This window comes from Paenibacillus sp. IITD108 (assembly GCF_036541265.1).
Taxonomy (GTDB): Bacteria; Bacillota; Bacilli; order Paenibacillales; family Paenibacillaceae; genus Pristimantibacillus.
The window spans coordinates 92,272-118,735 of record NZ_JAZHCT010000009.1; the positions used below are offsets into that span (position 1 = coordinate 92,272).

At 45.2% G+C, this 26,464-nt stretch carries 22 protein-coding genes; 6 read left to right on the forward strand and 16 right to left on the reverse strand.

Annotated elements, in window-relative coordinates; translation table 11 throughout:
• Nucleotides 1-16: 16 nt before the first annotated feature.
• Together V1L65_RS10405 and V1L65_RS10410 are read right to left on the reverse strand one after the other, a co-directional pair.
• Complete coding sequence (locus tag V1L65_RS10405) at nucleotides 17-652, reverse strand: FMN-dependent NADH-azoreductase (RefSeq protein ID WP_331699071.1); 636 nt, start codon at nucleotides 650-652, stop codon at nucleotides 17-19.
• Between the two features lie 145 nt (nucleotides 653-797).
• On the reverse strand, nucleotides 798-1,787 hold the full coding sequence (locus V1L65_RS10410) for a TRM11 family SAM-dependent methyltransferase (protein WP_331699072.1): 990 nt from the start codon (nucleotides 1,785-1,787) through the stop codon (nucleotides 798-800).
• Between the two features lie 193 nt (nucleotides 1,788-1,980).
• On the opposite strand from V1L65_RS10410, the gene V1L65_RS10415 reads away from it, so the two are divergent.
• Together V1L65_RS10415 and V1L65_RS10420 are read left to right on the forward strand one after the other, a co-directional pair.
• Complete coding sequence (locus V1L65_RS10415; RefSeq protein ID WP_331699073.1) at nucleotides 1,981-2,910, forward strand: ABC transporter ATP-binding protein; 930 nt, start codon at nucleotides 1,981-1,983, stop codon at nucleotides 2,908-2,910.
• A 2-nt stretch (nucleotides 2,911-2,912) separates the two neighbouring features.
• Entirely contained in the window at nucleotides 2,913-4,037 is a 1,125-nt protein-coding gene (locus V1L65_RS10420; RefSeq protein WP_331699074.1) for an ABC transporter permease, read from the forward strand.
• A 202-nt stretch (nucleotides 4,038-4,239) separates the two neighbouring features.
• On the opposite strand, the gene V1L65_RS10425 is transcribed toward V1L65_RS10420, so the two are convergent.
• The gene (locus tag V1L65_RS10425; protein ID WP_331699075.1) at nucleotides 4,240-5,787 is read right to left on the reverse strand and encodes a sulfatase family protein; all 1,548 of its coding nucleotides are present in this window, start codon (nucleotides 5,785-5,787) and stop codon (nucleotides 4,240-4,242) included.
• A gap of 128 nt (nucleotides 5,788-5,915) precedes the next feature.
• Here V1L65_RS10425 and V1L65_RS10430 point away from each other — a divergent pair, with 128 nt between their 5' ends.
• Complete coding sequence (locus V1L65_RS10430; RefSeq protein ID WP_331699076.1) at nucleotides 5,916-6,770, forward strand: AraC family transcriptional regulator; 855 nt, start codon at nucleotides 5,916-5,918, stop codon at nucleotides 6,768-6,770.
• 249 nt (nucleotides 6,771-7,019) lie between these two features.
• On the opposite strand, the gene V1L65_RS10435 is transcribed toward V1L65_RS10430, so the two are convergent.
• The 10 genes from V1L65_RS10435 to V1L65_RS10480 all read right to left on the reverse strand — a co-directional run bounded on the left by V1L65_RS10435 (nucleotide 7,020) and on the right by V1L65_RS10480 (nucleotide 18,986).
• A complete protein-coding gene (locus V1L65_RS10435; RefSeq protein ID WP_331699077.1) occupies nucleotides 7,020-8,153 on the reverse strand; it encodes a hypothetical protein in 1,134 nt (377 codons plus the stop codon).
• 15 nt (nucleotides 8,154-8,168) lie between these two features.
• Complete coding sequence (locus tag V1L65_RS10440; protein WP_331699078.1) at nucleotides 8,169-9,356, reverse strand: M24 family metallopeptidase; 1,188 nt, start codon at nucleotides 9,354-9,356, stop codon at nucleotides 8,169-8,171.
• A gap of 22 nt (nucleotides 9,357-9,378) precedes the next feature.
• The gene (locus V1L65_RS10445) at nucleotides 9,379-10,107 is read right to left on the reverse strand and encodes a PIG-L deacetylase family protein (RefSeq protein ID WP_331699079.1); all 729 of its coding nucleotides are present in this window, start codon (nucleotides 10,105-10,107) and stop codon (nucleotides 9,379-9,381) included.
• Between the two features lie 28 nt (nucleotides 10,108-10,135).
• Nucleotides 10,136-11,020 (reverse strand): carbohydrate ABC transporter permease, encoded by an 885-nt coding sequence (locus V1L65_RS10450; RefSeq protein ID WP_331699080.1) that lies wholly within the window; start codon nucleotides 11,018-11,020, stop codon nucleotides 10,136-10,138.
• A gap of 17 nt (nucleotides 11,021-11,037) precedes the next feature.
• On the reverse strand, nucleotides 11,038-11,985 hold the full coding sequence (locus V1L65_RS10455) for an ABC transporter permease (RefSeq protein ID WP_442955685.1): 948 nt from the start codon (nucleotides 11,983-11,985) through the stop codon (nucleotides 11,038-11,040).
• Complete coding sequence (locus V1L65_RS10460; RefSeq protein ID WP_331699081.1) at nucleotides 11,975-13,675, reverse strand: extracellular solute-binding protein; 1,701 nt, start codon at nucleotides 13,673-13,675, stop codon at nucleotides 11,975-11,977. The genes V1L65_RS10455 and V1L65_RS10460 overlap by 11 nt, the downstream gene beginning before the upstream one ends.
• A gap of 147 nt (nucleotides 13,676-13,822) precedes the next feature.
• Nucleotides 13,823-15,484 carry a response regulator gene (locus V1L65_RS10465; RefSeq protein ID WP_331699082.1) on the reverse strand — a complete coding sequence of 554 codons (1,662 nt, stop codon included), beginning with the start codon at nucleotides 15,482-15,484 and terminating at the stop codon, nucleotides 13,823-13,825.
• A gap of 17 nt (nucleotides 15,485-15,501) precedes the next feature.
• Nucleotides 15,502-17,259 (reverse strand): sensor histidine kinase, encoded by a 1,758-nt coding sequence (locus V1L65_RS10470; protein WP_331699083.1) that lies wholly within the window; start codon nucleotides 17,257-17,259, stop codon nucleotides 15,502-15,504.
• A 787-nt stretch (nucleotides 17,260-18,046) separates the two neighbouring features.
• Nucleotides 18,047-18,193: a hypothetical protein gene (locus tag V1L65_RS10475; RefSeq protein WP_331699084.1), complete on the reverse strand. Its 147-nt coding sequence runs from the start codon at nucleotides 18,191-18,193 to the stop codon at nucleotides 18,047-18,049.
• Nucleotides 18,194-18,227: 34 nt separating this feature from the next.
• Nucleotides 18,228-18,986, reverse strand: coding sequence for a class I SAM-dependent methyltransferase (locus V1L65_RS10480; RefSeq protein WP_331699085.1), 759 nt, complete (start codon nucleotides 18,984-18,986; stop codon nucleotides 18,228-18,230).
• Between V1L65_RS10480 and V1L65_RS28715 the strand changes: the two genes are divergently transcribed.
• Nucleotides 18,985-19,443: a LysR substrate-binding domain-containing protein gene (locus V1L65_RS28715; protein WP_442955686.1), complete on the forward strand. Its 459-nt coding sequence runs from the start codon at nucleotides 18,985-18,987 to the stop codon at nucleotides 19,441-19,443. The two genes, V1L65_RS10480 and V1L65_RS28715, sit on opposite strands and share 2 nt — an antisense overlap.
• Nucleotides 19,444-19,522: 79 nt before the next feature.
• Here the strand turns inward: V1L65_RS28715 and V1L65_RS10485 are convergent, their stop codons facing one another.
• The 3 genes from V1L65_RS10485 to V1L65_RS10495 all read right to left on the reverse strand — a co-directional run bounded on the left by V1L65_RS10485 (nucleotide 19,523) and on the right by V1L65_RS10495 (nucleotide 23,946).
• Nucleotides 19,523-20,044, reverse strand: coding sequence for an AbrB/MazE/SpoVT family DNA-binding domain-containing protein (locus V1L65_RS10485; protein ID WP_331699086.1), 522 nt, complete (start codon nucleotides 20,042-20,044; stop codon nucleotides 19,523-19,525).
• Nucleotides 20,045-20,640: 596 nt separating this feature from the next.
• Nucleotides 20,641-21,150 carry a GNAT family N-acetyltransferase gene (locus tag V1L65_RS10490; protein ID WP_331699087.1) on the reverse strand — a complete coding sequence of 170 codons (510 nt, stop codon included), beginning with the start codon at nucleotides 21,148-21,150 and terminating at the stop codon, nucleotides 20,641-20,643.
• Nucleotides 21,151-21,192: 42 nt separating this feature from the next.
• Nucleotides 21,193-23,946 (reverse strand): HAMP domain-containing protein, encoded by a 2,754-nt coding sequence (locus V1L65_RS10495; RefSeq protein ID WP_331699088.1) that lies wholly within the window; start codon nucleotides 23,944-23,946, stop codon nucleotides 21,193-21,195.
• Between the two features lie 230 nt (nucleotides 23,947-24,176).
• Here V1L65_RS10495 and V1L65_RS10500 point away from each other — a divergent pair, with 230 nt between their 5' ends.
• Nucleotides 24,177-24,572 (forward strand): DUF4280 domain-containing protein, encoded by a 396-nt coding sequence (locus V1L65_RS10500; protein WP_331699089.1) that lies wholly within the window; start codon nucleotides 24,177-24,179, stop codon nucleotides 24,570-24,572.
• Nucleotides 24,573-24,599: 27 nt separating this feature from the next.
• Nucleotides 24,600-26,429 carry a hypothetical protein gene (locus V1L65_RS10505; protein WP_331699090.1) on the forward strand — a complete coding sequence of 610 codons (1,830 nt, stop codon included), beginning with the start codon at nucleotides 24,600-24,602 and terminating at the stop codon, nucleotides 26,427-26,429.
• The last annotated feature ends 35 nt before the right edge of the window (nucleotides 26,430-26,464 follow it).

Sequence of the window (26,464 nt, forward strand, 5' to 3'; positions counted from 1 at the left end):
ATATGTGTTGCAGCTATTACTTTACGAGCTCTTTGGAATAACGAGCTGCTACTGCTTTTACTTTTTGCAAGCCTTCTTCGATAATTTGAGCGGCACGGTCAGGCATTGCGTTATGACCTTCGATAATAACTTCCTCTACAATTTCCATACCAAACACGCCGCCAACTACATTGCGCATGTAGTTTGTGGACATTTCAAGGGACGCCATCTCAGGTGAAGAATACACTCCGCCGCGAGCGCTGAGGAAAATCGCTTTTTTATCTGTCATCAAGCTGACCATTTGGCCTTGCTCGTTATATTTGAAAGTGAAGCCTGCTGCATATACATAGTCGATAAATGTTTGAAGCTTCGCAGGAATCGTAAGGTTCCATAGCGGATATGCAAATACTACGATATCAGCAGCGGATAGCACATCCATCGCTTTTTGCTTAGCTGCCATTAGGCGAGCTTCTTCAGCTGTAAGCTCTTGTCCAGCTTGCAATTTGCCGAATACGTTGAAAAAGCTTTGGCCAAAATATGGTGTGTCTTCTTCGAAAACATCATATACAGTCACGTTTACGCCTTCCAAGCCCTCCATAAATGTTTCGTACATTTTTGAAGATACAGCTTGTGAAGCCGGACGATCGTTAGCTTTAATTACTAGCATATTCATAGTTGATTTCTCCCGTTTTTATATTTTTGTGTGTATCTATTTTTTTGTTAGTGAGATACCTTACCCATTATAAACAATAAAAATAACTTTTTCTATAATAACGTCTAAAAACTTTGTATCAAAATATTGACAATTAGGCTTTGTTCTAACTGCAGCACAGTATTTCTCTGCGAAATTTACCTTTACTAACAGCGCATCGATCAGTAATTTGAAATCCCGCAGCCAGCAGCTCTTGATCCAGCGGCTCTACCGTAACGATGACCAGCTGCTCAGCAAATTGCCGCGCATGACGGAGCATTGACAGCTTATCGTCCATTGGCAGCACCGAGCATAAATTATAGGGCATATCTATAATTGCCACATCAAATTTTTCTTTAATGTCACGCATATCCCCCAGTACCACCTGCACATCATAATGAAAATAAGCCAGATTCTCGCGTGCGCCCTGAGCTGCCAACGGATTTATTTCACGGCCAGAAACAGCTATCCCCATTGAAGCAGCTTCCAGCAAAACGGTGCCGATTCCGCAGCAAGGATCGATTGCTTGAATGCCGGCTGGGCTAGGGACTGCAATATTCACAATCGCTCGCGCCATCCTTGTACTTAAGGCCGTTGAATATTGACGTGGTTTAGAATGGTGCTGCTGCCAAACGGCAGTATTGGCTTGCATCGCGCCGATATACCATTTGCCTAACCAGTATGCTATGCCGATCTCCAATCGCGGGCTTTTCAAATCAACCGTTCCTTTGATCCGCTGTCCGATCTGCTTTGCGAGCTCCTGCTTTTCTGCGTTTGAAGTGGGCTGCTTATTCTCCGTTGAGCTATGCGCCTCTGTTTCGTTGCTGGCTGCATCCCATACCGTAATTTTGAAGCTGGCATCCTTCAAGTCTATATGCAACGCATATTGTTCCAGCTCATCCCTGCTTGCTGCTTCATGCCAAATTTGCATGCGATGCTTCATAAAAGGACTGCGGTCCACATCTATCTCCCGCCTACTGCCTGCTACACAAAGGCCTGCTTTCATTTTGAAAGAAGCTGGAAGATCGAGCAGTCTTCTAGCCTCCAGCTCACAAAGTCCTCTTTCTTCCTCATGACAAATAAAGCTATATAAATAATCCGGTTTTATCCCGTTCATACACATCATGCCTCTCATAGATTCATGCCAATATCATCTATTATACCTCCAATCGAAGCCGGAATGGTTTGCATCCCAGCCAATTATTAACTCCTACTTAAGACTGAGAAAATTGCATTCTGCAGACGGTGCACAGCCTAACCAGACGTCCATTACAATAAGGACAGTGATATGAATAAGGAGTGGTTAGCACATGCCCGTATTAGAAGTGGAACGGCTCAAGAAATCATTCGGTACTGTTCATGCGGTAAAGGATATTAGCTTCTCCGTTGAAGCTGGCGAGATTTTCACCATTATTGGGCCTAACGGAGCTGGAAAAACAACTACGCTGGAGATGATTGAAGGGCTGCTTCAGCAGGATGATGGCCAAATTCGGTTTGACCAGCTTGATTGGTCCAAGGATAGCGGCAAAATCAAAATGATGATTGGAGTCCAGCCGCAATCCAGCGCTTTATTCGATCTTTTGTCAGTAGAAGAAAACTTGGCTTTATTCGCAACCTTTTATACAAAAACAAGACCTGTTGCAGAAATATTGGAAATGGTCAATTTAACCGAGCATAAAAATAGATACGTAAAAAAGCTGTCCGGCGGGCAAAAGCAGCGTCTGGCGATCGGGCTTGCCATGATTAACGATCCGGACATTATTTTTCTGGATGAGCCGACAACCGGTCTTGATCCGCAAGCGCGCCGCAATATTTGGGATATCATCCTGAAGCTTAAGGAAATCGGCAAAACGACCATTCTGACAACGCATTATATGGAAGAAGCTGAAAAGCTGAGCGACCGTGTATGCATTGTCGACCAAGGTAAAATTGTAACGATGGATACCCCTTCCGCACTGATTGATCGATTGACCAAGGAACGGGAGGTTCGCCTCTCCTTGCTGGACGGCATAGATGCAGCGAAGCAAACAGAAACGGTCGCGCAGCTCCATCCTGCTGTCGTACGAACAGAACGCGATGGTTCAGCATTAAAAATATGGACGACTCAGCCAGAGGAAACCTTATACGAAATATTCGGCTTTACAAAAGAAAATAAATACCGCGTGGAGCAAATATCAATTCGCGAAATGAGCCTGGAGGACGTATTTATCGCCTTTACGGGCAAGGAATGGAGAGATTAAAAATGATGCTAAAACAGTTCAATGCCATGTTTATCTCCCAGATCAAAATGACCTTTCGTGAGAAGCAGGTTTGGTTTTGGAGCATCTTTTTCCCTGTAATTCTGATGGTCATCTTCATGACTATATTTGGCGGCAGCTTTTCAAGCAGTAGCAGCTTTAAGGCGAATATCGCGATTGTAGATGCGGTGCCGAACAGCTCCTCTGCCATGCTGATTGAGCAGCTCAAGCAAATTCCCGTTTTTGAATATAAGGAAGATGCGCCTATTAGCATAGAGCAAGGGCGGGAATGGGTGGAGGATAAAAAGATAGATGCCCTTATCGTGATGCCGGAAAATGAGGGTAAAGCCAGCATTCAGCTCATCGTTAACCGCGAAAAAGAAGCTGGCGCAACTACGCAAGCTATAGCTGGCATTTTGCAGCAATTCACTCAGTACGCTAATCTGGCTGTTGCCGGCATTGAGCCTACTTATACGATCTCGCAAGAATCGATTACTACCGCTTCCGATGATATTAAATATACAGATTTTCTGCTTACAGGCATGATTGGTCTATCAGTTGCACAAGCAGGCTTGTTCGGCATGGTGGACATGGTCGATATGAGAAAACGCGGCCTGCTTACGCGCCTTCGGATGACACCGGCTCGCATGGGATTGTTTGGACTGTCTAGCATGGTTGTCCGTATGCTGATGGGTGTTTTGCAAATTATCATTTTATCTATAATTGGCGTATATGTTTTTGGCGCAACACTGCATTTCAATTTGCTGACGCTAACCGTCGCCTTCCTGATCGGAACGCTTGTATTTAATGCGATGGGCTATTTATTCTCATCCTTCAGCAAGACGATGGAAGCATATATGGGCGTTGCCAATATTACGAGTATGCTTATGATGTTCCTAAGCGGCGTATTCTTCCCGCTTGAATCCTTACCGTCCTGGCTGCAGTTCGTTCCAAAAATATTGCCGCTGACTTATTTCGTCGATGGCATGCGTGAAGGCTTGATCTATGCGGGAAGTATTATGTCCAGTACGTTCTGGATGGGTGTCGGCATTATGTCGCTATGGGGCGTCGTCAGTTTCTTGATCGCTTCTCAATTGTACAAATCAAAATCACTGGCTGCCACTCGTTAAACGGTTTCCAGCTCATTGCCTGCAAAATTCATCAAGGATAAACGGCTCCGCCGTCCTTTAGACAGGCGCGTTTACCGATGAAATATAGGAACAGGTATAAGTTGAAAACATATACTTTCCTATATTTTAAAGAAAGCTTACAGCGCCAAGCGGTTAGAGGACTGCCCCTCTAGCCGCTTGGCTTGCTGTAAGCTTTTATTTGTTAAGCATGCGATACTCGCGGCATCGGCATAGCTTCCTTGCCAAGCTCTGCCCAAGCATACTTGAGCAGCAGCTCCATTTTCAAATCCTTGAATCGTTCATCGGCCCATAGGTTATGCAATTCCTCCGGGTCCTCTTGCAAATCGAATATTTCACCATAGGTCTGATTGTAGTAAACGGTTATTTTATAACGTTCATTGACATAGGTTTTCTGATGGATCGTCGTCGGCTCATGGCGGAATTCGCAAATTACATGATCGCGTGCGGACAACTCAGGCTCACGCCATACAGCCGCTTGATCCACCCCTGTCATTGCACCTGGTACAGGCAGTCCTGCAAAGCTGAGGAAGGTTGGCGCAAGATCGACTAGCGACTGCAAAGAATTAGAGCGTGTATTAGCTGGAACGACGTTTGGATATTTGACGATAAACGGTATTTTAAGCAGATCTTCATAGTGGAAGCCGCCCTTGAACTGCAGCCCATGCTGGCCGAAGAAATGGCCATGATCGGTTGTAAACACGATTAACGTATCCTCAGCAAGTCCAAGCTCTTCCAGCCGATCAAGAATTCGCCCAATTTGCTCATCCATGAAGCTGACCATGCCGTAATAAGTCGCTACCGCCTTACGATGCTCTTCCTCCGTAAATACTTGGTGTGAATGATAGCCGTGGATCGAGAAGCCTGACTCCTCATAACTGGAAAAATCCGGTTTTTCCTGCTGTGTCATGCCGAAATGCGGAGGATTTTGGTCATGCTCGCCCGGCATTACATGAGGTATCGTTAGCGTATTAGGGTCGTACATACTTGCCCAAGGCTCTGGCACAAGATATGGCGGATGCGGATCAGGAAAGCTTGCCCATAAGAAGAAGGACTCATCCTCTTCCTTGTAGCTCTCCAGCAGTTCATTCGTCCTCTCGGCAATCCAGCTGTTGTAGTGGAATTTCTCAGGCAGCTGCCAATGATAGAGCTTATTCTCGTCCATCGTGCCCGTTGGAGCTGCGAAATAATCGCGCCAGTTCGTACAGCCTTGCTCCTCCAGCCACAACACATAATGCTGACCGACTAGCCACTCGTTCGTATGATTACGCGCCATTTCGGCTACTTCAAAACCATAGTAAGGCCCGTTGAATTTCTTCCAAAATTCGTAATCATGCAACGTGCCTCTTCCTTCAAGCGTGGGATGCTCTTCAGTAGGAGTAACCTGCTGAAAATGAGCTTTCCCCACAAGCGCTGTCCGATACTCGTCCTTACCGAGCAGCTCCCCGATCGTCGTATGCTTCTCCGACAGGCTGGTGCCCAGCGTCCATGCGCCGTGCTGGCTCGGATATTTTCCCGTAATAATAGATGCCCGCGTAGGTGTGCAGGTAGGATTCGGACAATACGCCCGGTCAAATGTAGTTCCTTCCTTAACGAGACGATCCAGATTCGGAGTCGAAATTTCCGGATTAAATGCTCCTATAGTATTCCAATGCTGCTGATCGCTTGTAATCAGCAATATATTTGGCCGCTTATTTTTCATGACACTGCCCCTCTCTTCTAGCTTCTTCATCTGCTTTTATTATAGAGAGACAGCCGATCAGCCTACAATAACAGAAGGTCGTCATTTACTTGCATTTTGTAAGGTATACAGTACAATTTAATTATTAGCCAGCGAAATATTTAAAGAGGTGAAGTACAGTGAGAGAAGAATCTGCATCCGAGATTGCTGAAAATTTTTTCTTTGTTCCTGACGAATTTGACCACCAATCTGGCTTGTGGCCAGTAAGATTTGGAAGCAATACAGCAAAGCAAGGCTACAATGTCGGTCCGCGCAGCATCCCTTATTACAGCTTGCATTTTGTAAGGAATGGTCAGGTGGAGTTTGATTATGGGACAGGAACGGTTCAGCTTGTGGAAGGCGATTTTTTTTGCATGCTCCCTGGTCATTCTTATAGCTATCGCATGCTGCCCCATACTCATCCTTTACAGATGACCTGGATAGCATTCGACGGCCCTCAAGCGAATCGACTAATGAGCTGGATCAATATCGACTTGGGTGCCCCTTTTAAACAAAAGCAACCAGCGCCTGAGCTGCAGCTTACTTTGGAGCAATTGCTGCGATCGGCACGAGGTCAGCATCCCAGCCATAAGCTGAAGCGTTGCACACTGCTGTATCGCTTATTCGAGCAGCTATGCGAAACGCCAGCACAAGAGGAACTGGAACTAACCCGAGGCCCCAATGAATGGATACCGAAAAGTATTGAATATATGAAAACACATTATGGCGAGCCCATTGGCATCAAGCATGTGTCTGATCACATTGGCGTGCATCGTGCTCATTTTTCCAAGCTGTTCACAGAACAGATAGGCATAAATCCATCCGATTATTTGCGAAGGCTGCGTATGGATCAGGCTTTACGTTTACTTCAGCATACCTCGCGCTCCGTGCTCGATATTAGTCTGAGCCTTGGATATGCAGATGCGACATCCTTTACCCGCGCCTTTGGCCAATATTATGGGCGGTCTCCGAGTCAAGCGAGACTGGATAGATGAATCGACAGCTCCCTAGCTGGCCAGACGTTCCGTTATTGCGCCCAAAATCGCAGTTTTGAGGCCGCAAAGTGACAGACATTCCGTTATTGTGCCATAGATCGCAGAAAAAGCCCCATTCAGTACCTAATAGCGGAATGTGTGACCGCGAAATTAAAAAATGGCCGGTTTTAAAGCAAATAACGGAACGTGTGACCGTGAAAATTCATTCTTGGCAAGATATGCTTGCAAATCTATTAAAAATCTTGTTCATTACTTTCCCCCTGCACCATATAATTCCTTGTACAATTTCCGCACCTTGATAACATGCTCATCCGTAACGCCTTCCCACTTCAACCCGGTATCCGGCACAGGATTGCCCATTCCCAAGTAACCGTCCAATTGCAAATCTAGGCTGAACTTGTAAAAATCGCGAATCGCTTCATTTTTAACATCCAGGTCCAAGCCTTCCTTGCCGATCGTAACATCGCCAATATGACAAATCCGGAATTGTTCCTGCTTCCATTTCTGCATAAGCTCTTTCGAGATCGCCTTTTTCTCTTCCGTTTCTGGCGATTCATTTTCGCAAACCCAGTAGTTCCAAGGGACAAGCCACCAGCTTTTATCAGGCAAAATGTCCGGGTAAATAAACGTCTCATAGCCATAGGAATGAATAACGACTCCAACGATTCCTTTATAGTTGATTTGATCCAGCACTTCGCGTATCGAATGAAGGTTCATTTCGTAATAATAACGAAGCATAGCGCGTGCCTCGTCAGACCATATAAAGCTTGGCTCCAGTCCGATTCTTCGGCAATGCTCAATCGCGTCCGGGCTATAATGATATTGTTCCTCTACCAACTTGCCCTGACCTGCAGCCCATGCCGGATAGAGCGCCTCTACCGCGTCAGACCTTGCCCCTTCAAACTCCAAAAACAAATAGTCTATGCCGGGAAATTCCGTTAACAGCTCCTTCACAATTTCTTTCATCCTTGTTTGATATTCAGGTGCAGTGAAGTCGGCAATCCGGTTTGGTCCATCCGTAAGCGCACAGTTTCTAAGCTCCCACTCATCGATAGACAGTTCTTTTTCCCAATTATGCTCCTCATAGGTTAAAAACTGCAGCATCGCGCCTACTGAAATCCCTTTGCTATGCAGATGCGAGATCATATTTCTGCCCCATTCGTTGTTCGTTTTCACATTCGCTGACTCGGGATGATTGTATAAGTACGGGAGCTTCGATTTGATCCCGTTCGTATACCATTTCGTATAGAAGGTAAAATGATTAAAATCAATATCGGACCGCAGCTCATCGATCATCCGGATGGCAACTGTTTCATCCTGCTTCCAAAACTTGCTTACATGATCCTGACTTGGCACCCAGTGATCCATAAACCCTTTTATCATAGTTAAGCACCTCTTCTATAAACGTTCTGTTTCCTTCCACTTCTCAGTCAGTTCTCTCACTAACCGGGACATTGGCTCATTGCCTTCCTTCGTCAGTATGAAGCCTTCTTCAATCCGATTCGATCCGTGCGGATGGCCGAACAGGCTAATATCTGTATTAACCGTCATCCCTTCCTCAAACAATCCCTGTGTATGTTCATTCGGATAAGGCATCTCGGCCTCAGCAGCTCCGCAGCCATGCAGCGGCGGATACATGTCATAAGCATCGACACCCTGCTCGCGAAAATAGCTTTTTACCGCTCCAACCATCTCTCCTTGACGTACACTCGGGCGGATAAGCTGCAGCGCACGGTCATTCGCTTCGATTAAATAGTTAATAAATTCCCGCTGCTCCGGACTGCTGTCGCCGACGATAAACGGAAAGTTTATCGTTGCTATATAACCCTCATATTGCACGGCCAGTGCAGCCATTATCATATCCCCGTTCTCTACTCGCTTGCGCGTCGGCCTGCCGATAATTGTATTGACTCTTACTCCGCTTGCAACGAGGCAAAATGGAACATTTTCCGCTCCTTCCCGCATGCAAGCATAATAGGCGGCGGCTGCAATTTCCAGCTCAGTTACTCCAACGGCCGCCGCTTCCATAAGCGCTATGTAACCTTTATCAGCTACGCGAGCCGCTTCTTTCAAGCAAGCAATTTCATATTCAGATTTTATTAACCGCATTGTAAACAGCAGCTCATTGGCATCAACAACATTAACCTCTTGCGCATTCGCAACAATCGATTCATAGACCTGCTTGGCCATGGCGTCCATCCCCGCAATACCAAGCCGCTTCACCCCATACTGCCCCTTTAGCTCATTAAATACCTTCTTGAAATCCGTATAATCAGCATGCGGATATTCAATTTCATCCGGCACAGTGACACAATTAAAATCCGGAATTAAACGAATATCAGGCCAGACCGACATCTCCCGGCAGACAAGCTCACCTTCGGGCGCAGCGAGCACGATTGGCTCGCCCGTCATTGTGACGATTACAGCCCCACGCTCAAAAATAGGCCAATAATTGCTCATATACCGCAAATTTTCTCTTCGATACTCATCCCCGTAAATAAAACAAGCATCTATTCCCCGCTCCTGCATCAAGCTTCTTAGCTTCTTCACACGCTGATTGAACTCATTCTTTAATTTACCGTTCATACTTTAAAGCCCACCACCCTTGTTATGTTATAGCAGCGCGGCTGCTTAAACCGAGAGTTAATTGATTCACATCGGTTATTAACCCGGGAACTGTCGTATTCAGCAATAACGCTTCTCCATATTTCACTCCGGTCTGGGCGCCTCTTGTCAGCGCCCGTCCTTCAATTTGCTGCAGTGCGTCCGATACAACAGCATCGCACTGTGAAGCATAAGCCTGCATAGCTTTTACCTTATCTCCATAAGTGTCAGAAATATCAACGACGAAGGAATTTTTCGGCATAAGCTGGATCACTTCAAAATGGTAGAGCGCTGCAGCCTTCCACGGCTGACCGAGCTCGAGAGAGCATGACCAGCCGGCTTGCCAGAACGCTTCTTCTGTTATGGAAGCTACCGCTTTATGCGTTCGATACTCATTCCAATAATGCGTAAATACAATATCAGGACGATAAGTGCGGATCGCTTTCATACACATCTTATAAGTCACATCATCAGCCGGGATCGCAAAATCTCCATACTGATAAGCTTCGTAATGAGCAATGCCCAGTATTTCCCTTACCGCTTCACGCTCCTGACGGCGTATCTCAACAATACGGTCTTTATCTTCCAGCCGAATGTAGCCTTCATTTCCATTAGCAAACATAAGCACGGTAACTTCGGTGCCTTGATTCGTCAGCTTTTTGATCGTTCCGCCTATGCCCAGCACCTCATCGTCAGGATGGCAGCAGATCACTAATGCACGTTCTATTTTCATAGGGCCAAATCTCCTTCTATTGATTCATTCAACCTTTAACGCTGCCCAGTACGATACCCTTCATAAAATATTTTTGTAAAAACGGGTAGACGAGCAAGATTGGCAAGGAGCCTACAAATATTTGCGCAGCCTTGCTCGTGCGCTCATTCACTTCGGCGAGCGCTCCTAAATCCGTGCCAATCGTCAGCATCAGCTCGCGGTTAATGACAACCGTGTACAAATAGCTTTGCAGCGGATATCGTTCTGGCGAATTCATTAGAATTAGACCGTCAAACCACGTATTCCAATGACTGACTGTTGCGAACAAACCGATAGTCGCCAGACCTGGCAATGATAAAGGCACAAATATTTTCCACAAAACCGTCCACTCCTTGGCCCCATCAATGCTGGCCGCTTCATGCAGCTCCTTCGGCAAGCCGCGAAAAAAGTTAAGCAGTAAAACGACATTAAATACAGGAACTGCGCCCGGCAGTATAAGCGCCCAAATCGAATCTAGCAATCCGTAGGTGTGAATCGTCATATACCATGGAATTAACCCGCCATTAAACAATATCGTAAAAATAAAAAACCAGGCATAGAAGCTGCGAAAACGGAAAGCGCTCGTCTCCTTCGATAACGGGTAAGCAGACAATACCGTCAGCAGCATATTTACACTTACGCCAAGAAGGACGCGCTTAAGCGTAATACCGATCGATTGTAAAAACTCAGGCTTGCTCAGAACAAATTTATAGGAGCTTAGCGTAAATTCAACAGGCCACAATTTTACGAAACCGCCTGCTGCCGCACCGCTCGAGCTTAACGATACAGCTAGAATATGAATAATCGGCAGCAAGCAAAGCAGCGATACTCCGCCTAAGAAGATATAATTACAAAGGGCAAAAAGCTTCCGGCTCGGCGAATTAGCGGTATACATAAAAACTTTTCACCTCCTCAGAAGATGCGGTAGTTCGCGAACCGATAGGCAAGAAAATAGGATAGGGAAATTAACACCAAGGATACGACGGATTTAAAAATGCCTACTGCTGTTGCCAAACCGTACTGTGCTTCAAGCAATCCAAGCCGATAGACGAAGGTGTCAATAATATCACCGCTTTCATACACTTGCGGACTGTACAAATTAAATACCTGCTCAAACCCAGCATTTAGCGTATTCCCAAGACTAAGTGTCGCGAGCAAAATAATAATGGGCAGCATGCCAGGCAGAGTTACATGCAAAGTTTGTTTGAACCGGTTAGCTCCATCCACGATCGCCGCTTCATAAAGCGCCGGATTAATCGCTGTCAAAGCAGCCAAATAAACAATCGTATTAAAGCCAAATTCCTTCCATAAATCCGAAAAGACGAGCACGTACGGAAACCAGCGGTTATCCCCAAGAAAATAAATCGGCGAAATGCCAAACCAGCCTAAAAATTGATTAGCTATACCTTTCATCGATAAAATATCGATTAATATACCGCCTAAAATAATCCACGATAAAAAATGCGGCAAATAAATGAGTGTTTGAACACTGCGTTTAAAAAATTGTTTGCGAATTTCATTCAGTAATAATGCGATTAAAATCGGAACAATTAAGCTTGCCACTATTTTCATCGATGCAATAAAGATCGTATTCCACAAAATTTGTGTTGTATTGGGCAGGTTGAGCAAGTACTGAAAATTTTCCAGGCCAATCCACTTTGAATTGAAAATACCTTTGGCTGGAATAAATTTTTGGAATCCGATTACAACGCCAATCATTGGCACATAACTAAACAGGATGAGTATAAGGACCGCAGGTACTAGCATAAAATGAAGTGAAATTTCCCGCTTCCATCGAGACGACCGATTTGTTGTCCCCTGTCTGCTTATGCCGGCCATCCGAATACCTTTAATTTTCATTGCTGTACCACTCATTCACTTCCTTCGTAATCTCACTGCCGCCCAGCTTCATCCAGTTGTCTACAAAAGTATCGAACTCATCAATCGAAGCACCCATAATGATTCTGGTAATCGCCTCCTGCTCCAGCGTCTTTAACGACTCGCTCTTCTCAATCCATGTTTTTGTCGAGTTGCCTGCGAACTCATTGCGTATGAGCTGATTATTGGCAATATAATTACTTATGATTTCGTAAGAGGAGCCTTTGTCTCCAAATACTCGGTCATAGCCCCAATTAGACGCATCCTTTCCGGTTTCACGGTAAGTTTTAATTCTTTCAAAGATATCTACATCTTCTGCATTAAGGGAAGACACTTCGGCCTGGCCTTGCAGCACCTTCGCAATATTGATATGCTGATCCATATTTTTGCGGTAAGGCCATAAAGTGAATGGCGCATATTTGAACGTTTCAATTCCATTATTAACAAAGTAAACGCCTGGCTCCGCTTTCTCGCCCCAGCCCTTCTCCACGTATAAATTAACCATTTTAATGCCAGCTTCCGGATGCGGGGTGCCCTTTTTAACGACCAAATAATTGTTAACCGCAAACCCGAGCTGCTTCGTTAGAGCCGGTTTTTCATCAATGGAAACGATCGGGTATGGATTCCAGTCTGCATTAGGATCATTGGACTTGCTTTCATTAAGCGGCCAAAGTGAATTGGACATTGTACCAAATATTAATCCAGCCTTCCCGGATGCCATCCATTCCGATGCTTTCACGACATCCTTCACTCCGAATTCTTTATCGATATAGCCAGCTTTGTATAACTCTTGCAGTTTAAGCAGCGCAGGCTTCATTTCGGGCTGAATATTGCCGTAAACGAGCTGACCCGATTCATCCTTAATCCAAATGCTTGGATAAGCGTGATAGCCATTGAAGAAGCCTTCCAAATCAGCTACCCCTGCAGTCAAATCTTTATGAATGACGAGACCGATTGTATCATCCTGATTATTTCCATCTGGATCTTGCAGTGTAAACGCTTCCGCTATTTTCAACACATCGTCCATTGTTTGCGGCACTGGTAAATTAAGCTTCTCCAGCCAGTCTGTGCGAATCCATAGCATCTGGGCGTTATCAATGGAAGATGTAGCCGCAGGAATACCCATCAGCTTGCCGTCAATCTTGGCCGATTCGAGTGCGCGCGTGCCGTCTTGTGTCATAATCTTCTTTGTTAGCGGGGATGCATATTTCTCATAAGCGTCAGTCAAATCCATAATTAAGCCTGCTTCAGCCAGCTGTTCCATCTGTGTTGCATTTACCGTCATAAATTGTGGAATATCTCCAGAAGAAATCGTCAAATTTGTTTTTTGGGCTCCTTGATCGCTGTTGACTACCCAATTATATTTCAGCTTAATGCCAAGCTCATTCTCATATGCTCTAGTCCACACATTGTTGCTGATATCATCGCCGTCTGCATACTTATATGCACTGCTCACGACCCGCACACTTGTTATTTCAATCGGGGGATCATATTTGCCCAATGGATCATCGGCGGTCTGATCAGGCGGATCGGCAGATGACTTGGCCGTAGAATCTGGACTGCTTACTCCGGAGGGCGGGGAGCCTTGCTCATTCTCCTTGGCGCTCGTGCATGCTGTCAAAACTAACATGAAGACGATAATAACCGCTGCATTCAACCAGCTCTTCCTCATTGTTTCATCTCCTTGGCTTGGTTTTGTAAGCTTACAATCAAATTATAAGGTTGCTATAAAAGGTGCCGCCATCGCACAATTTATACATATTGCAACTAATTTAAACCGATATTCAATTGTGCCAAGTGTACATATGCTTATTGCGGGCTAAAGCGAGCGCTTCTCCCGGTATTCCTGCGGCGTCATCCCTTCATGACGTTTAAAGAGCCGGGCAAAGTAAGTGGGAGATTCGAAACCGACACTGCGTGCAATGTCGTGAATCTTTGCATTCGTCTCCAGCAATGCCCGCTTCGCTTTTTTCAGCCGCACATCGTTAATATAATCAACAAGGCCGACCCCCGTTGACTGCTTATACAGCCGCGACAAATAAGCTGGATTCAAATAGACAAGCTCCGACAGCCGGTTTAGCGATAGCTCCTGATCGATATGCTGTTCGATATGCTGGTTTAAAATATGGACGACCTGGTGCGTGTGCCGATTTTGCTCACTTTCTTTCTCACGAATTAATGCAGCTGCAATTTGGACAAATTCGTCGAGAACGAGTGTATAGGGACGATTCACTTCGTATTGCTCCAGCACCGCAATATTGTTTAGGTTCGCTTGCCTATTCGTCTCCCAGCGTTTCATATAAGAAATAAGATGGGCAGCAATAGAAAAATAAATTTCTGTAAACAAGGACATATCATAGGCTTCATCAAGACATCGCTTCAGGCGTGCGATCAGATCAACGAACAGTTCATGCTGGGAAGTGCTTGAAAATTCGATATCGGAAATTTTAATTAGCAAATTTCTCGCAGTGCGGTGATGCTGATCAGCAGCCTCCTTCGCCGAATCATGCGGCTGCAATCCAGCGGTCAAAATCATTTCATTGCTTTGAATGCGCATAAGCTGCTTGCGCAGGCTTTCGAAATGAATATGCAGCTCATGCCAGCTGACGGGCTGCTGTCCGATCGAAAAAGAAACGGTAAGCTTAAGCAATCGGCCAATGACCGGCTGCACTGCTTCCAATATCCCTTTCACAAAAGTAATCATTAACTCCCAGCGGCGCTCTATTGCTTCGTTACTTGCTTGTCCGCCCGTCCGGTCACTCGCCGGCTGCACAAACAGCGCAAAATAGGTTTTACCGACAGGGGTGAATTGAAATTGATGATGACTAAAAAATTCAGCCAAAATATTTTCGACCGCCTGAACCATCAACGCCCGATCGGCTTTGCTTTCATAATGTCCCCAATCGTCTATACGACCGGTTACGGGAAGCACATTTTGAGCTTCGTCCATCCCGATTTGCATCTCTTGAAAAGCGGCTGCCGATATCATATGGCGAGATAATGATCCATCGTGAATGCTTGTCAAAAATTCCTTCTTAAGCAAAGGAAGCGCCAGATGCATTTGCTTTCGCGCCCGGTCGATCAGTTCTTTGTATACTTGATCCTCTTCAAGACTGGCTAGCGCTTTGCACACACTGGCAATAATATTGTCGTCTTCCTCTGTCTTCAAAATAAAATCTGCACTGCCATTGCGAAGAGCGGTCTGTGCATACTGAAAGTCGTTATGGCTTGTCAAAAAAATAAATTTGCTGTGAGGCCAAAGCCGCTTCGTTTCCTGCTGTAATTGAAATCCGTCAATTTTTGGCATGCCGATATCACTTATTACAATGTCTATACGCAGCTCCTCCATCAGCTTCAAAGCCTCCTTGCCTGAATAAGCGCGGTAAAGCTCCAGATTTGATCTGTTTTGCTCTTGAAACAATTCATACATACCGTCAACAATAATTGGTTCATCATCAACAATTAGCAATCTGTATATCATCGTCTCTTCCCCTCCATTTACAACTCATAATCTAACGGAATCAATAACTCGACCTTCAATCCGCCCAAAGCGCTGCGGGAAAATCTCAGTCCGCCCCGCTCCTTATAGTGAATTTGCACTCTGCGATGAACATTGAACAAGCCATGGCCTTCTTTCAATTTATTGTTTGCTTTCAAGCTATACTGCAGCTTAAACAAATGATCTTCATTTAAAGTTCCCCCGCTATCCTCTACGGCAATAATAAGCATCCGGATTTCCGCATCTTCTTCGTAGGACACCTTAATCCAGCCTTCTTCATCTTCATCAGCTAAGCCATGCTTATAGCAGTTTTCCAGTAACGGCTGCACAATAAGCCGCGGGACGACCATTGCATTCCATCGTTCGGGCAATTCCGCAAAATCGACGTGAATACGTCTGCCGAAACGAACGTTTTGGATGTCGACATAGGAACGTACGAAATGAATCTCATCTATCAGCGGCACTTCCTGCACCCCATCGCGCGTTATAAACTGAAAGTAATGGCCTAACGATTTCGTAAACGTCATGACCTGATCCAATTGCTCCATCTTGGCCATCCGATATAGAGTAAAAAAGCTGTTATATAAAAAATGAGGGTTGATTTGCAGTTGCAGCTGTCTCAGCTCCGAAAGCTGAAGCCGATATTTTTGCTCATATACTTCATGAATGAGTACTCTAAGCCGCTCGATCATTTTATTGAATTGAAAGTACAGGAATGAAAATTCGTCTTGATACTTATACTTGATTTCGCCATCCAGCTTCCCTTTCTCCACCCGTTTGAATGCTCTTACCAAAGTGCGCAGCGGCTGATGGATCAATTGATAAATGGCGTAGGAAAACACGGCGATGATGATCAATGAAACGGCAGACAGCCACCAAATGCCATTGCGATATTTTTGCAGCGGCCCCAGCACGACCTCTTCTGGCAAATAGGTTAAAATCATCGAATCAAGACTGGCAGACTTTTCGAATATGACAATATATTTTTTTCCTGACTGCTCGATATACCGGATGCCCGAATCTTCCGCATTTCTTTCATACAACTCATAGGCCAGCTCGGTTAACGCCGGCTGCATGGCACTGTCCGGCATGTTGACGATTTCCCATCTCTTTTTCTGATCGACCATAACAGCGCCGCCTTGTATATGCTCTGCGAACAAGCCAATAGCCGATTGAATTTCGGTCTTGTCCACCTCAACTGCAATAATATAATGCGTCCCGCCTTGCACAGTTATTTCTGGGTATGGAATACTAATATACAGCTTGTCATCCTGTTGAATAAAAGGGGATTCCAAACGATCGACCGGTTTAGCCAGCGCCTTGAACAAAGCGCCGTCAATCGGATCAATCGTTTGATCAGTAGATAAAGTCCGGTTAATCGAGGCGATCGAAATATGAACATTACGAATATAGGGGCTGGAAGCCTTGAGTACTCTAATCCGATTCAGTAAATTTGTAAGCGCTTTATTTTTCTCGATATCTGTTATAATCAAATTAAAATCACTCAGCTGCCGCAAATACTCATCATTGGCATATTCCTGCTGCAGCCGGATCGTTCTAGTAAAATCAGTTTCAAGCAAATTCAAATAGAAATGAACGCGCGCCTGCATCGACTTTGTAATTTCACTTCTGACATTGTCCGCACTCGACTCATTCAACTGCAGGCTGAGAGCGTAAATCGGAATAAGCACCAGTAAAAATGTAACCACAAGCTTCGGATAGATGGACAACGGTATTTTCTCTAACAGGCTTCCCATTATAGGCACCTCACTCTATTTAGTTCTAAGTGCTGCTGTGTATCTAAATGTATTCCTCCTTTATTCCTCTTGTATTCCTCCTTTACAACTTGCTGCCTATCAGCGCATATAAACGGATCTACTGCCTATTTTATAGTTATTCAAGCAAATGATTAATATAAATCTTGCTCAGTACTGGACACTAACTCGCTCCTCGAAGGTGTCGATTCATTGTGGATGATGCAGCATGCAATAGAAACGGGTAGCACTGCGATCAAGTTTGGGCTTCCGACCGCTGTTGTACGCCAATTTTTTTGTAATACATATAACCTGTAAAGGTTAAAATTGGCCTACAAAGACGGACGCTCCCGCTTCTCCAGTCCCAATCTTGCTCTCCGTTACCCTTTTCTTTTGCTTACCAAAGGTTGCCGAGACTAAGGATTTCATCAGGCTGTTGAAAAAGAAACTTTTCTGACGAAGCCGATAAGCACCACCCCAAAACTGCAATAGCGGAACGTGTGTCACTTTTAACAAGCAAATGAGGGGATTTCGGCGCAATAACGGAACGTGTGTCCAGATAGTTGGCGACTTCAAACTCTGTGGGGGCTCAGTGAACGTTTGCTTATATTTGGCGGTCACTCACAAAACAGCTCAATGTATATGAAATTTCATACAGAAGAAACTAAGGGCAGGAAATCCACTTAGACCAATAGCGACACATGCTTGCTCCAGACAAACCGTCTAGTAAAATTCCAGAATCACAAAAAAAGGCTGCCCATCAGATCATAAATGATCTAAATGACAGCCTTCACATTAAGCGCAGTGCGTATTTGATTAACTTCATTGCTACTAAGGCTGGCTCGCCATTAATAACAATATCGTTTTCCAGCCATTTCCCATCCGGACCACTTCTGTGCCTCTGCAGAAGCATCTGTGGTGTTTCCTCATTCATCATGATAGTTAAATGTATTTTTCGAGCCCCGGCCCTGCTATACCTGTCCCGTGTAACATTTGCATATATTGGGCATTAAAAGCTCCCTGCCATGCACTGCGTATTTTTCAAACAGCGCGGTTAGTTCCTGCACAAAAGGCTCGAATGCTTTATCTTGAACATTAGGGGCATAGGATGCAGACAAATTACGGTCGATAAAACTATTTCTATCAAAGCTAAGATCATTAGCCATTTCTATTACTTCATATTCCCCTGATCGAAAAAAAGAGCTTATCTTCTCGTCACTCTGCTCGAAGCCACCGCTAAATCCGTTAAACTGAGGACAGTATCTTTGGCAAATTTCAGCATTTTCAATGACAAGCGCACGCTCTGCAACACGGCTGTTCCAAATTAAAGATACATATCTCTGCGGCTTAAGCACCCGTTGGCACTCCAGCCTAAACAGCTCCGGATTAAACCAATGAAAGGCTTGCGCCACTGTAATATGATCTACATTGCCCGCCACAAGTGTTGTCTGTTCAGCAGTTCCATTAACAGACTTATAATTAGGATAGTCTCCCCAAGCCTGTTCGGACAAAAGCCTCATATCCGTATTTGGCTCTACAGCCATGACATTCAACCCTTTATTCAGCATTTGACCGGTTAATATCCCTGTTCCGGCGCCAATATCCGCAATAACGCTCTCATCATTCCATCCGTATTTCTCGATTAACACCGTTAATAATTGATCAGGATAACCTGGGCGAGATTTCGAATATACGGCTGCTTTACCTGTAAAATGATTTGTTGCATCCATGTTCATACCTCCCCATACTGGTTTAAACCATATTTTCCTATTTCATTATACACTGCTGCACCAGCCAAATGAGTGCTTTGAAAAAATTCACAATTGGATCTCAGACACTTTCAAAATAAAAACCCCCAGTACCCTACCCGTACTGGGGCTGGAAAGATACCCGGCTATCGCCGTCTTATCATACCTTCCCATTCTCCATACTAAACTTGCAATTGTTCCCCTGGAGTTAGAGAATGTGCTTGGCAAAGGTATTTCGTTCATCTCGCGAATTGCCGTTGCAAACGAAGTCGAGCGGGGACTGCTCTTGCTTTCGCCGCTGCCAAACCCACTCAGCAGCAGGTCAATCTATGTCATCTATCACCGGGACCGGTGGCGATCCGCACAAATGCGTACATTTTTGGATATGCTGACATATAACCAGAAAAGAAGTAACCTGAGTGATCTTGGCTTGGGATGAACAGCCACAAAAACAGCCCATCCCCGGATAAGGAATGAGCTGTTTTATGTTTCACGATTACATATCCAATTTGAAGCTATTAATCATCAAGCTCGACACTAATAATATCGCCATTTCGGTCAATTTCCCATTCAATCTTTACGCCTGGCCTCAGCCCGAGCTGGTCATCATCTTCAATGACCACTTGTTCAGGAATTGTAATTTGCTTGGTTTGTCCGCTTTTGAGCTGTACAGTAACCTGTCTGCCATTAACTGCGGTAATAACACCCTCATACTCAATATAATAAACAAAAACTCTGCCGTTGTTCTTGCCTATCGTTACGCGCTTGCCGCCATCTGACAGCAGCTCTACCCGCTTGTTCAAATGATGGCCCAGCTTGACATCCTTAATGACCTTAACTACTGTAACACCCTGCGGCAGCTCGATATTGCGATGCTTCATCGGCGCTTTGTGCGAAGGATCGCTTTGCGCTTCGACTCTGGTTTCCTTCTTAACCTCATCGCTGTGCGCCGTGCTGCTTGTTATCATCGAAGCGGAGCATAATACAGCAGTGAGCAAGCTTGCTGCTATCTTTTTCCACCCTTTTGCTGAAAGTCCCATTGTGTAATCCTCCTGCATTTATTGAATATTGACACTAGCTGTGCATGTATATCATTTCCAATTTTTTGTTATTTATGAGTCGTTCACTTCAAAAGAGGGGATACACGGCGATTAAAGATTACTCACACGAATCGACGTGGTCACATGTTCCGCTATTTACCTTAAAACCGCCATTTTTTAAATTTCGCGGCCATACGTTCCGCTATTCAGCTCTAAAGGGGGCTTTTTGGGCGATTTATTGACCAATAACGGAACGTCTGTCACTTTACCGCCTCCAAGCAGCAATTTTGGGCGTAATAACGGAACGACTGACCGGCTAGAAAAAATGACGATTTAATAAGGATAAAGCAAAAAACGGGTGCTGCGGTGATTAGTTCAAAGTGGAGCGGAGGGTCGCTATTATCCTCAATGAATCAACAGACTTCCTGCATTAATTAGAGCTGGTCACTGGTCTATGACAAGAAGAAACGCTGCGCGTCCTTGGCTAAGGAGGTGCCGTTTCTCGGTGAAATATAGGAACAGGTATAAGTTGAAAACATATACTTTCCTATAATTTAAAAAAACCACCGCCCTCTTCCGGCAGTGATTTCTTTAAGCTATCCCAATTGCTTCAAATAAAGCAGTTTTCCTTCTCCAGGATAATAATATTCCGGCAGATGGCACATAAACTGAAAACCATTGCGTTCAAACATATAACGCGCGCTGGCGTACTCTGGCAGATCGCAAGTGAAGGTTTCAATATATCTGCCATTGCGCGATTGGCAGAAGGCAAACATCGCATCAAGCAGCCTGTAGCCGAGCTTGCGATGACGATAGGAGCGGTGCACACCGAAATATTCAAGCCGATATCCTCCGCTGCGATGTTCATTTTCCACAAAAATAATGGCCGATATAATATGGCCCTCATCTTCCTCATACCAGCAAAAAACATGTTTCTCCTGCAGGCTGCGTATAGGAAACCACTGCAATTGCTCCGTTTCTCCTGGAGTAAAACGCTGATCATCAAAGCAGTTCTCACCCAGCAGAAAATCTGATACTTTGCCTGCTTCTGTACCATTTTCTACTGGCTTGATGCCCGAGTACTTGTTCTCATTGCGTCCTTCCATGCCTGTACGACCTCCAACTTTAGTGCATTCTTTCTTTTACTCTTAAGATATTCGCAGCGCTATATGGCGATCAGCTGCCTCGCCGCCTTGCACGAAGCGGTCACATTCGAAAAAGTAAAGCTTCGCGGCTAAATCGTACCGATTCTTTTTCACGACAGCTACAAAGCCTTCTCTCGCATCATAAAAGCGTCCGGTTCGAAAGTTATCTACAGCCTGCTCGAACTGCTGTTTAGTCTCATGCTTCAGCTTGCGAATCAGCTCCGAATCACCCGCATACCAATCATAAAGCTCTATCGCTTCTTGATCCGCATCGACTATTAAGCGCCCTAATCTGCGAACCTGCTGCGCCTCCTCAGCCTTCAATTCCTGCATCGTCGATTCTGTAAGCAGCACAGAAACGCCAAGCTTGGCAGACACCTTCTCGAGGTCCAGCGCCAGCTGCACATGATTGGATACTACACTGCCTTCCATACGCTGCTCCTCGCCAATAATGCCCAGCATAACATCGCCCGTGTGCACGGCAATACCAATATCAATCGGCTCCTCATGCGCTCTAAGCTCCATATTGTATTGCTTCAGCTTGGACCGCAGCTTCGAGGCTGCATCAATCGCAGCAGACGCTCCATTAGGGAACATTGTCAGCATGCCAGGCCCCAAGTAACGGCTCGTAAACCCGCCGTGCTCACGAATGGTCGGTCCAAAATATTTTAAAAACGAATTAATAAACTGAAAATTTTGCTTGGTGCTCATTTGCGCCGAGGCCTCATTAAACCCTCTCATATTGCAAACCATAATCGTCAAGCGGCGGTTCTGCTGCTCGCCTAGCTTGATTTGGGTCATATTCGTCTTGCCAAGCACCTTTAAAAATTGCTGCGGCACAAATCGGAAATAGGAGTTGCTAAGCCGTGTAACCTCTTGAATATATTGATGAATCGAGCCGGCCATCATATTGAAGCGGTCGCCAAGCTCCTCTACCTCATCCCGTGAGCGGATATCAACCTTCACATCCCACTCTCCGTTAGCGATCAGATTGACATGCCGCCGCAGCGTTCGCAGCGAAGACAGCAAGTATACAGTCAGAATGGTTATCATCACCAGCAAAATAATGCCGATTAGAGCAAACAGCTTGATCACATCGTACAATATATTCATATTGCTTTGCTTGACGCCAATCATATCCTTGCCCGTTTCATAGATGCCGATGATTTCTCCATTAGAGTGATAGATCGGTCCAAGCGCATACATCCACTCCCCGGTCTCGTCCTCCCACTCGCCAAGCACAATCTCGCCGCGCTCTATCACTAGCTGATTTTCTTCATTAATTGGAAAGGGCTCGAACATCGTCGTGCTGTCATCATCATCCATAACAATATAAAGCTTGCCGTTCATATAACGGTAAATCGTATTGTACAGCCCCGAGCGATCCTCGCCGGCAAGAGAAAATACTTCATTGATGCGTTTTTTAATATATTGATACTGATTGTTGCCGTAATCCTTCGGAGAGTTCAATAGCTTCAAGCTATCGCCATCCACTAAATATTTGCCATTCGCAGCTAATATTTTCAATTGCTTATACGTATCTGCCTTCATTTCCGCAGAGAAGGATGTATATACGGAATAGGACAAGCCGACCATCGAGATCAGCACGATAGGCAAAATAACAGCCAGCTGCTTTACAAGCAGAAACAATTTGCGCTTCATAATATCGATATAGATCATTCTTGCTGTCATAAACAAACTGACCGCGAATACGACAATTAAAAACCAATACAATACCTTTTTCAGTACAACGGGAACAGGATATTTATATCCTGTCAGAACCTTTTCAATTCGCCCATCCGCATTTGCCAAAATCATCTGATCCGTTGCAGCAGCCAGTATACGGTTACCCTCTACCGTCAAATGACTGAACTTGGCCCACTTTAAATCCGAGCGGTAATCAAGTAGCTGCCGAAGCGAAATAACGTCCGTGCTCTGTTTCCCTGAGGAATAAGAAATACTTTTAATTGCCTGATCGTGCTCGTCAATATAATAGACCCTGCCGTTATTGGAGGGAGCGATTGAAAGAGGAAAGTTAAGCAGCCCCTCCGCATTGCCTCCTGATCTCTGTTCGGGGTACAGCATCGTCCAATTGCCATTGGCAAAATAATAAAGAATACCTTGCTTGCTCGTAGCAAGGAACGTATTATCCCCTGTCCAGGCAAGCTCCTTCATGCTTGCCCCCTCCGGCAGTACAAGCTCGTCTATTACTTCAGGCTCGCCTGGTTGATCCATTGGCAGCTTCAACAAGACCGCTTTACGATTATTTTCCTTACGGAAGAAATACAACTGATCTTGCTGCAGCATAAGCGACTGAATATTGCCTATACGATATAAGTTGCTGGATTCGTATTCCTGCTCATACAAAACCTTTATTTGAGAGCCGTTAGGGGCAATTTGTAAAATTCGTTCGCCAAGCACCTTCAGCCCGAAGCTGTCCAGCTTCGTTTCGAGCGCATAAGCCGCTCCCCTGCTGTCTGCCGCAATAGAGTTGAACATATATACCGCATCTGCCGCCATGCCTTCATTGCTGGAATAGGAATATACGAGCATTCCGTCCTGATCAACCTTATGAATCTCCTTTTTAGAATTTGCAATGCTATAAACGGCGTTCTGCTCATCTATAGCAACACGGGAAATATTCGTATATACAGCTTTTGATTGAAACGGCTGCAACGACCATGCATCCCTCATTAACACAAGCGAAGCAGCAAGCATTGCTAATATTCCAAGCATAATAGCCAGCTTTGTTCTCAATGCAAACCTCCTTTCTGCACGCAAACTTTTCCCACTTGCCTGCTGCTCTTCTATTAATCAATCAAGAAATAAGCCTAACCAAGCGGGTTGAAGGCATGTAGAAAAATGTCGTTTTTTCTAAGGAAAAAAATATAAATATTGCCGATTATTATCATAAATAGTAGAATAATAGATGTGAATAGTGATTGTTAAACTAAGAATAACGTAAAATTCTAATCTATTTTGTAAGGGTGATCACAATCGGACAACTTGTATGCGCCGGAGCAGTAACAAATTGCAGCTTTGGCTCTTTTCCAAGCAGCCTGAATATTTTGCCAACCAATCGCGTCATGTCCAGCACGCCGGCAGCAACTATTATGGATAACGTTCCAGGTGTTCATATTCTGCCTTTCGGCATGTGTTCGTCTCCCGCAAATCCAACCGTTGCTTCCGCGACCGCAGCAGCATTTGGCGTTTTAACGCCTATGCCCTGCATGCCAGTAACGATTGCGCCTTGGATGCCGGGCTCGCCAACTGTAACCATCGGCCCTTTCCCGGCTCTTAACAGCAACTCGACCTGCCTATGCCAATGGGGAGGAGTTATTAAGATTACAAGTCCAGGCCAAATGACAGTTCAAATCCCTTAACAATAAGGCTCAAAGGAGTCGGGTTCATTGATCGAACGTATCGTTAAACCATTTATCAATCCTATTCAACGCAAAATTTTAATGCCGCTTAAACGCGCAAAAAACTGGCCTAAGCTGCTTGCCAAATGGATCAAACGATTTTTCAAATCTATATTAGGCCAGAAGGAAATAACAAAAGCGAGCTATGTGCCTGTCGGCAACTACTATATTTCAAAAAAGCTGATCGTCATTGTCATACTCGTCATACTAGTCGCCTATTTCTTTTTGTTTATACGACCGCCTAAGTTTATAAATAAACTGTTTAACCGCAAGCCAGCCATTACGATGAATGCCGATGGAGGGGCACCTAGCTTCTCGGGGACAGCCAAGCTGTTTGACAGCAACAAAGTACTGCTCTATAACGGTGATCTTGTGAATGGCGCCTATCATGGACAAGGCAAGCTGTATGCCACAGCTGACAAATTGCTTTATGATGGGCAATTTGCCAATGGTCAATATGAAGGCTTTGGCAAGCTGTTCTATGAATCTGGAGCACTTCGTTATGAAGGCAATTTTTCACGCGGGCAATTCAGCGGAGCAGGCACCCTTTATGAAGAAAACGGGGCTGTTCAATACGACGGTTTATTTGCAGAAGACGTATACGAAGGGGCAGGCAAGCTGTATGACAACGAGGGCAATCTAATAAAAGAAGGCGAATTCGCCAAAGGCAGTTTTGCCAAGGGTAAAACGTTCTCGCCAAGCGGCGAGCTGCTGTATGATGGACAAATGAACGGTGAAGCCTATGAAGGCGAAGGCACTGTGTATGCTGCGGATGGCTCTATTAAATATTCAGGAGGCCTTAAAGCCGGTTTGCCGCACGGTCAAGGCCGGGCTTTCACAAATGCCGGGGTTCTCCTATATGAAGGCGGCTTTGCAGCAGGTATTTATACAGGCGAGGGTACTATTTTCAGCACTAACAACCAGCCTGTTTACCAGGGCGGCTTCCTCGCAGGCAATTACCATGGTGCCGGCAAGCTGTTTTTTGACAGCGGGCTGCTGCGTTACGATGGGCAATTCAGCAATGGCAAACGCGCAGGTGAAGGAACAGAATATTTCGATACAGGGATCGTTAAATATAAAGGACAATTTCTGTCAGACAGCTATGAAGGCAACGGCACTTTATACAATGAAGAAGGACGAACCTTATATAACGGCTCCTTTATCAATAACCAGTATCAGGGTGAGGGAGAACTGTATAGTGAAGAAGGTACATTAGCGTACAAGGGCTTCTTCAGCCGCGGAGTATTAAATGGGCTTGGACAATGGTATGCAGACAATAACCAGCTGCAATATAATGGCTACTTCCATGCAGGAAAGCCTGATCCTTCACCCTATCTGGATATGACCGCAGCTGATCTTGAAGCGCTGCTCGGCAAGCCGTCAGCGGTTGAAACCCTCCTTGACAGTGATACGCTATCTGAGGACAATGCTGAGGTAAAAACATTAAGCAAGGATAGCCAGACGGAGTCTATGGATGAGGAAGAGGCTCCAGATCATATCCGGGAACCGGAAGCGCCGGCTGCGCCAGGAGTAACCAGGCTGCTGGAATACAAGCCGCTTGGTCTGCGGTTTCAAGCGCGAGCTGACGACGGCAATATTGACAATATGCGCATTGAAGAGCTTGAGCTTTCCAATAAAGCGGTTCTTCAAGCCCTCTATGAGCTATTGCAGCAGCAATATGAGAACGACAAGGACACGATCAAACGTACCCGACAAGGTGCGTCTATTACGTACAGCTGGAATGATTACCTCTATGAACTGACCGTAAGCAGCAAGGAAAATGTTTTATCGGGAAGGATTATTAGAGCCGTTAACTAATATAACTGACTGCCGATTCAGTGTGGGCAACCAAT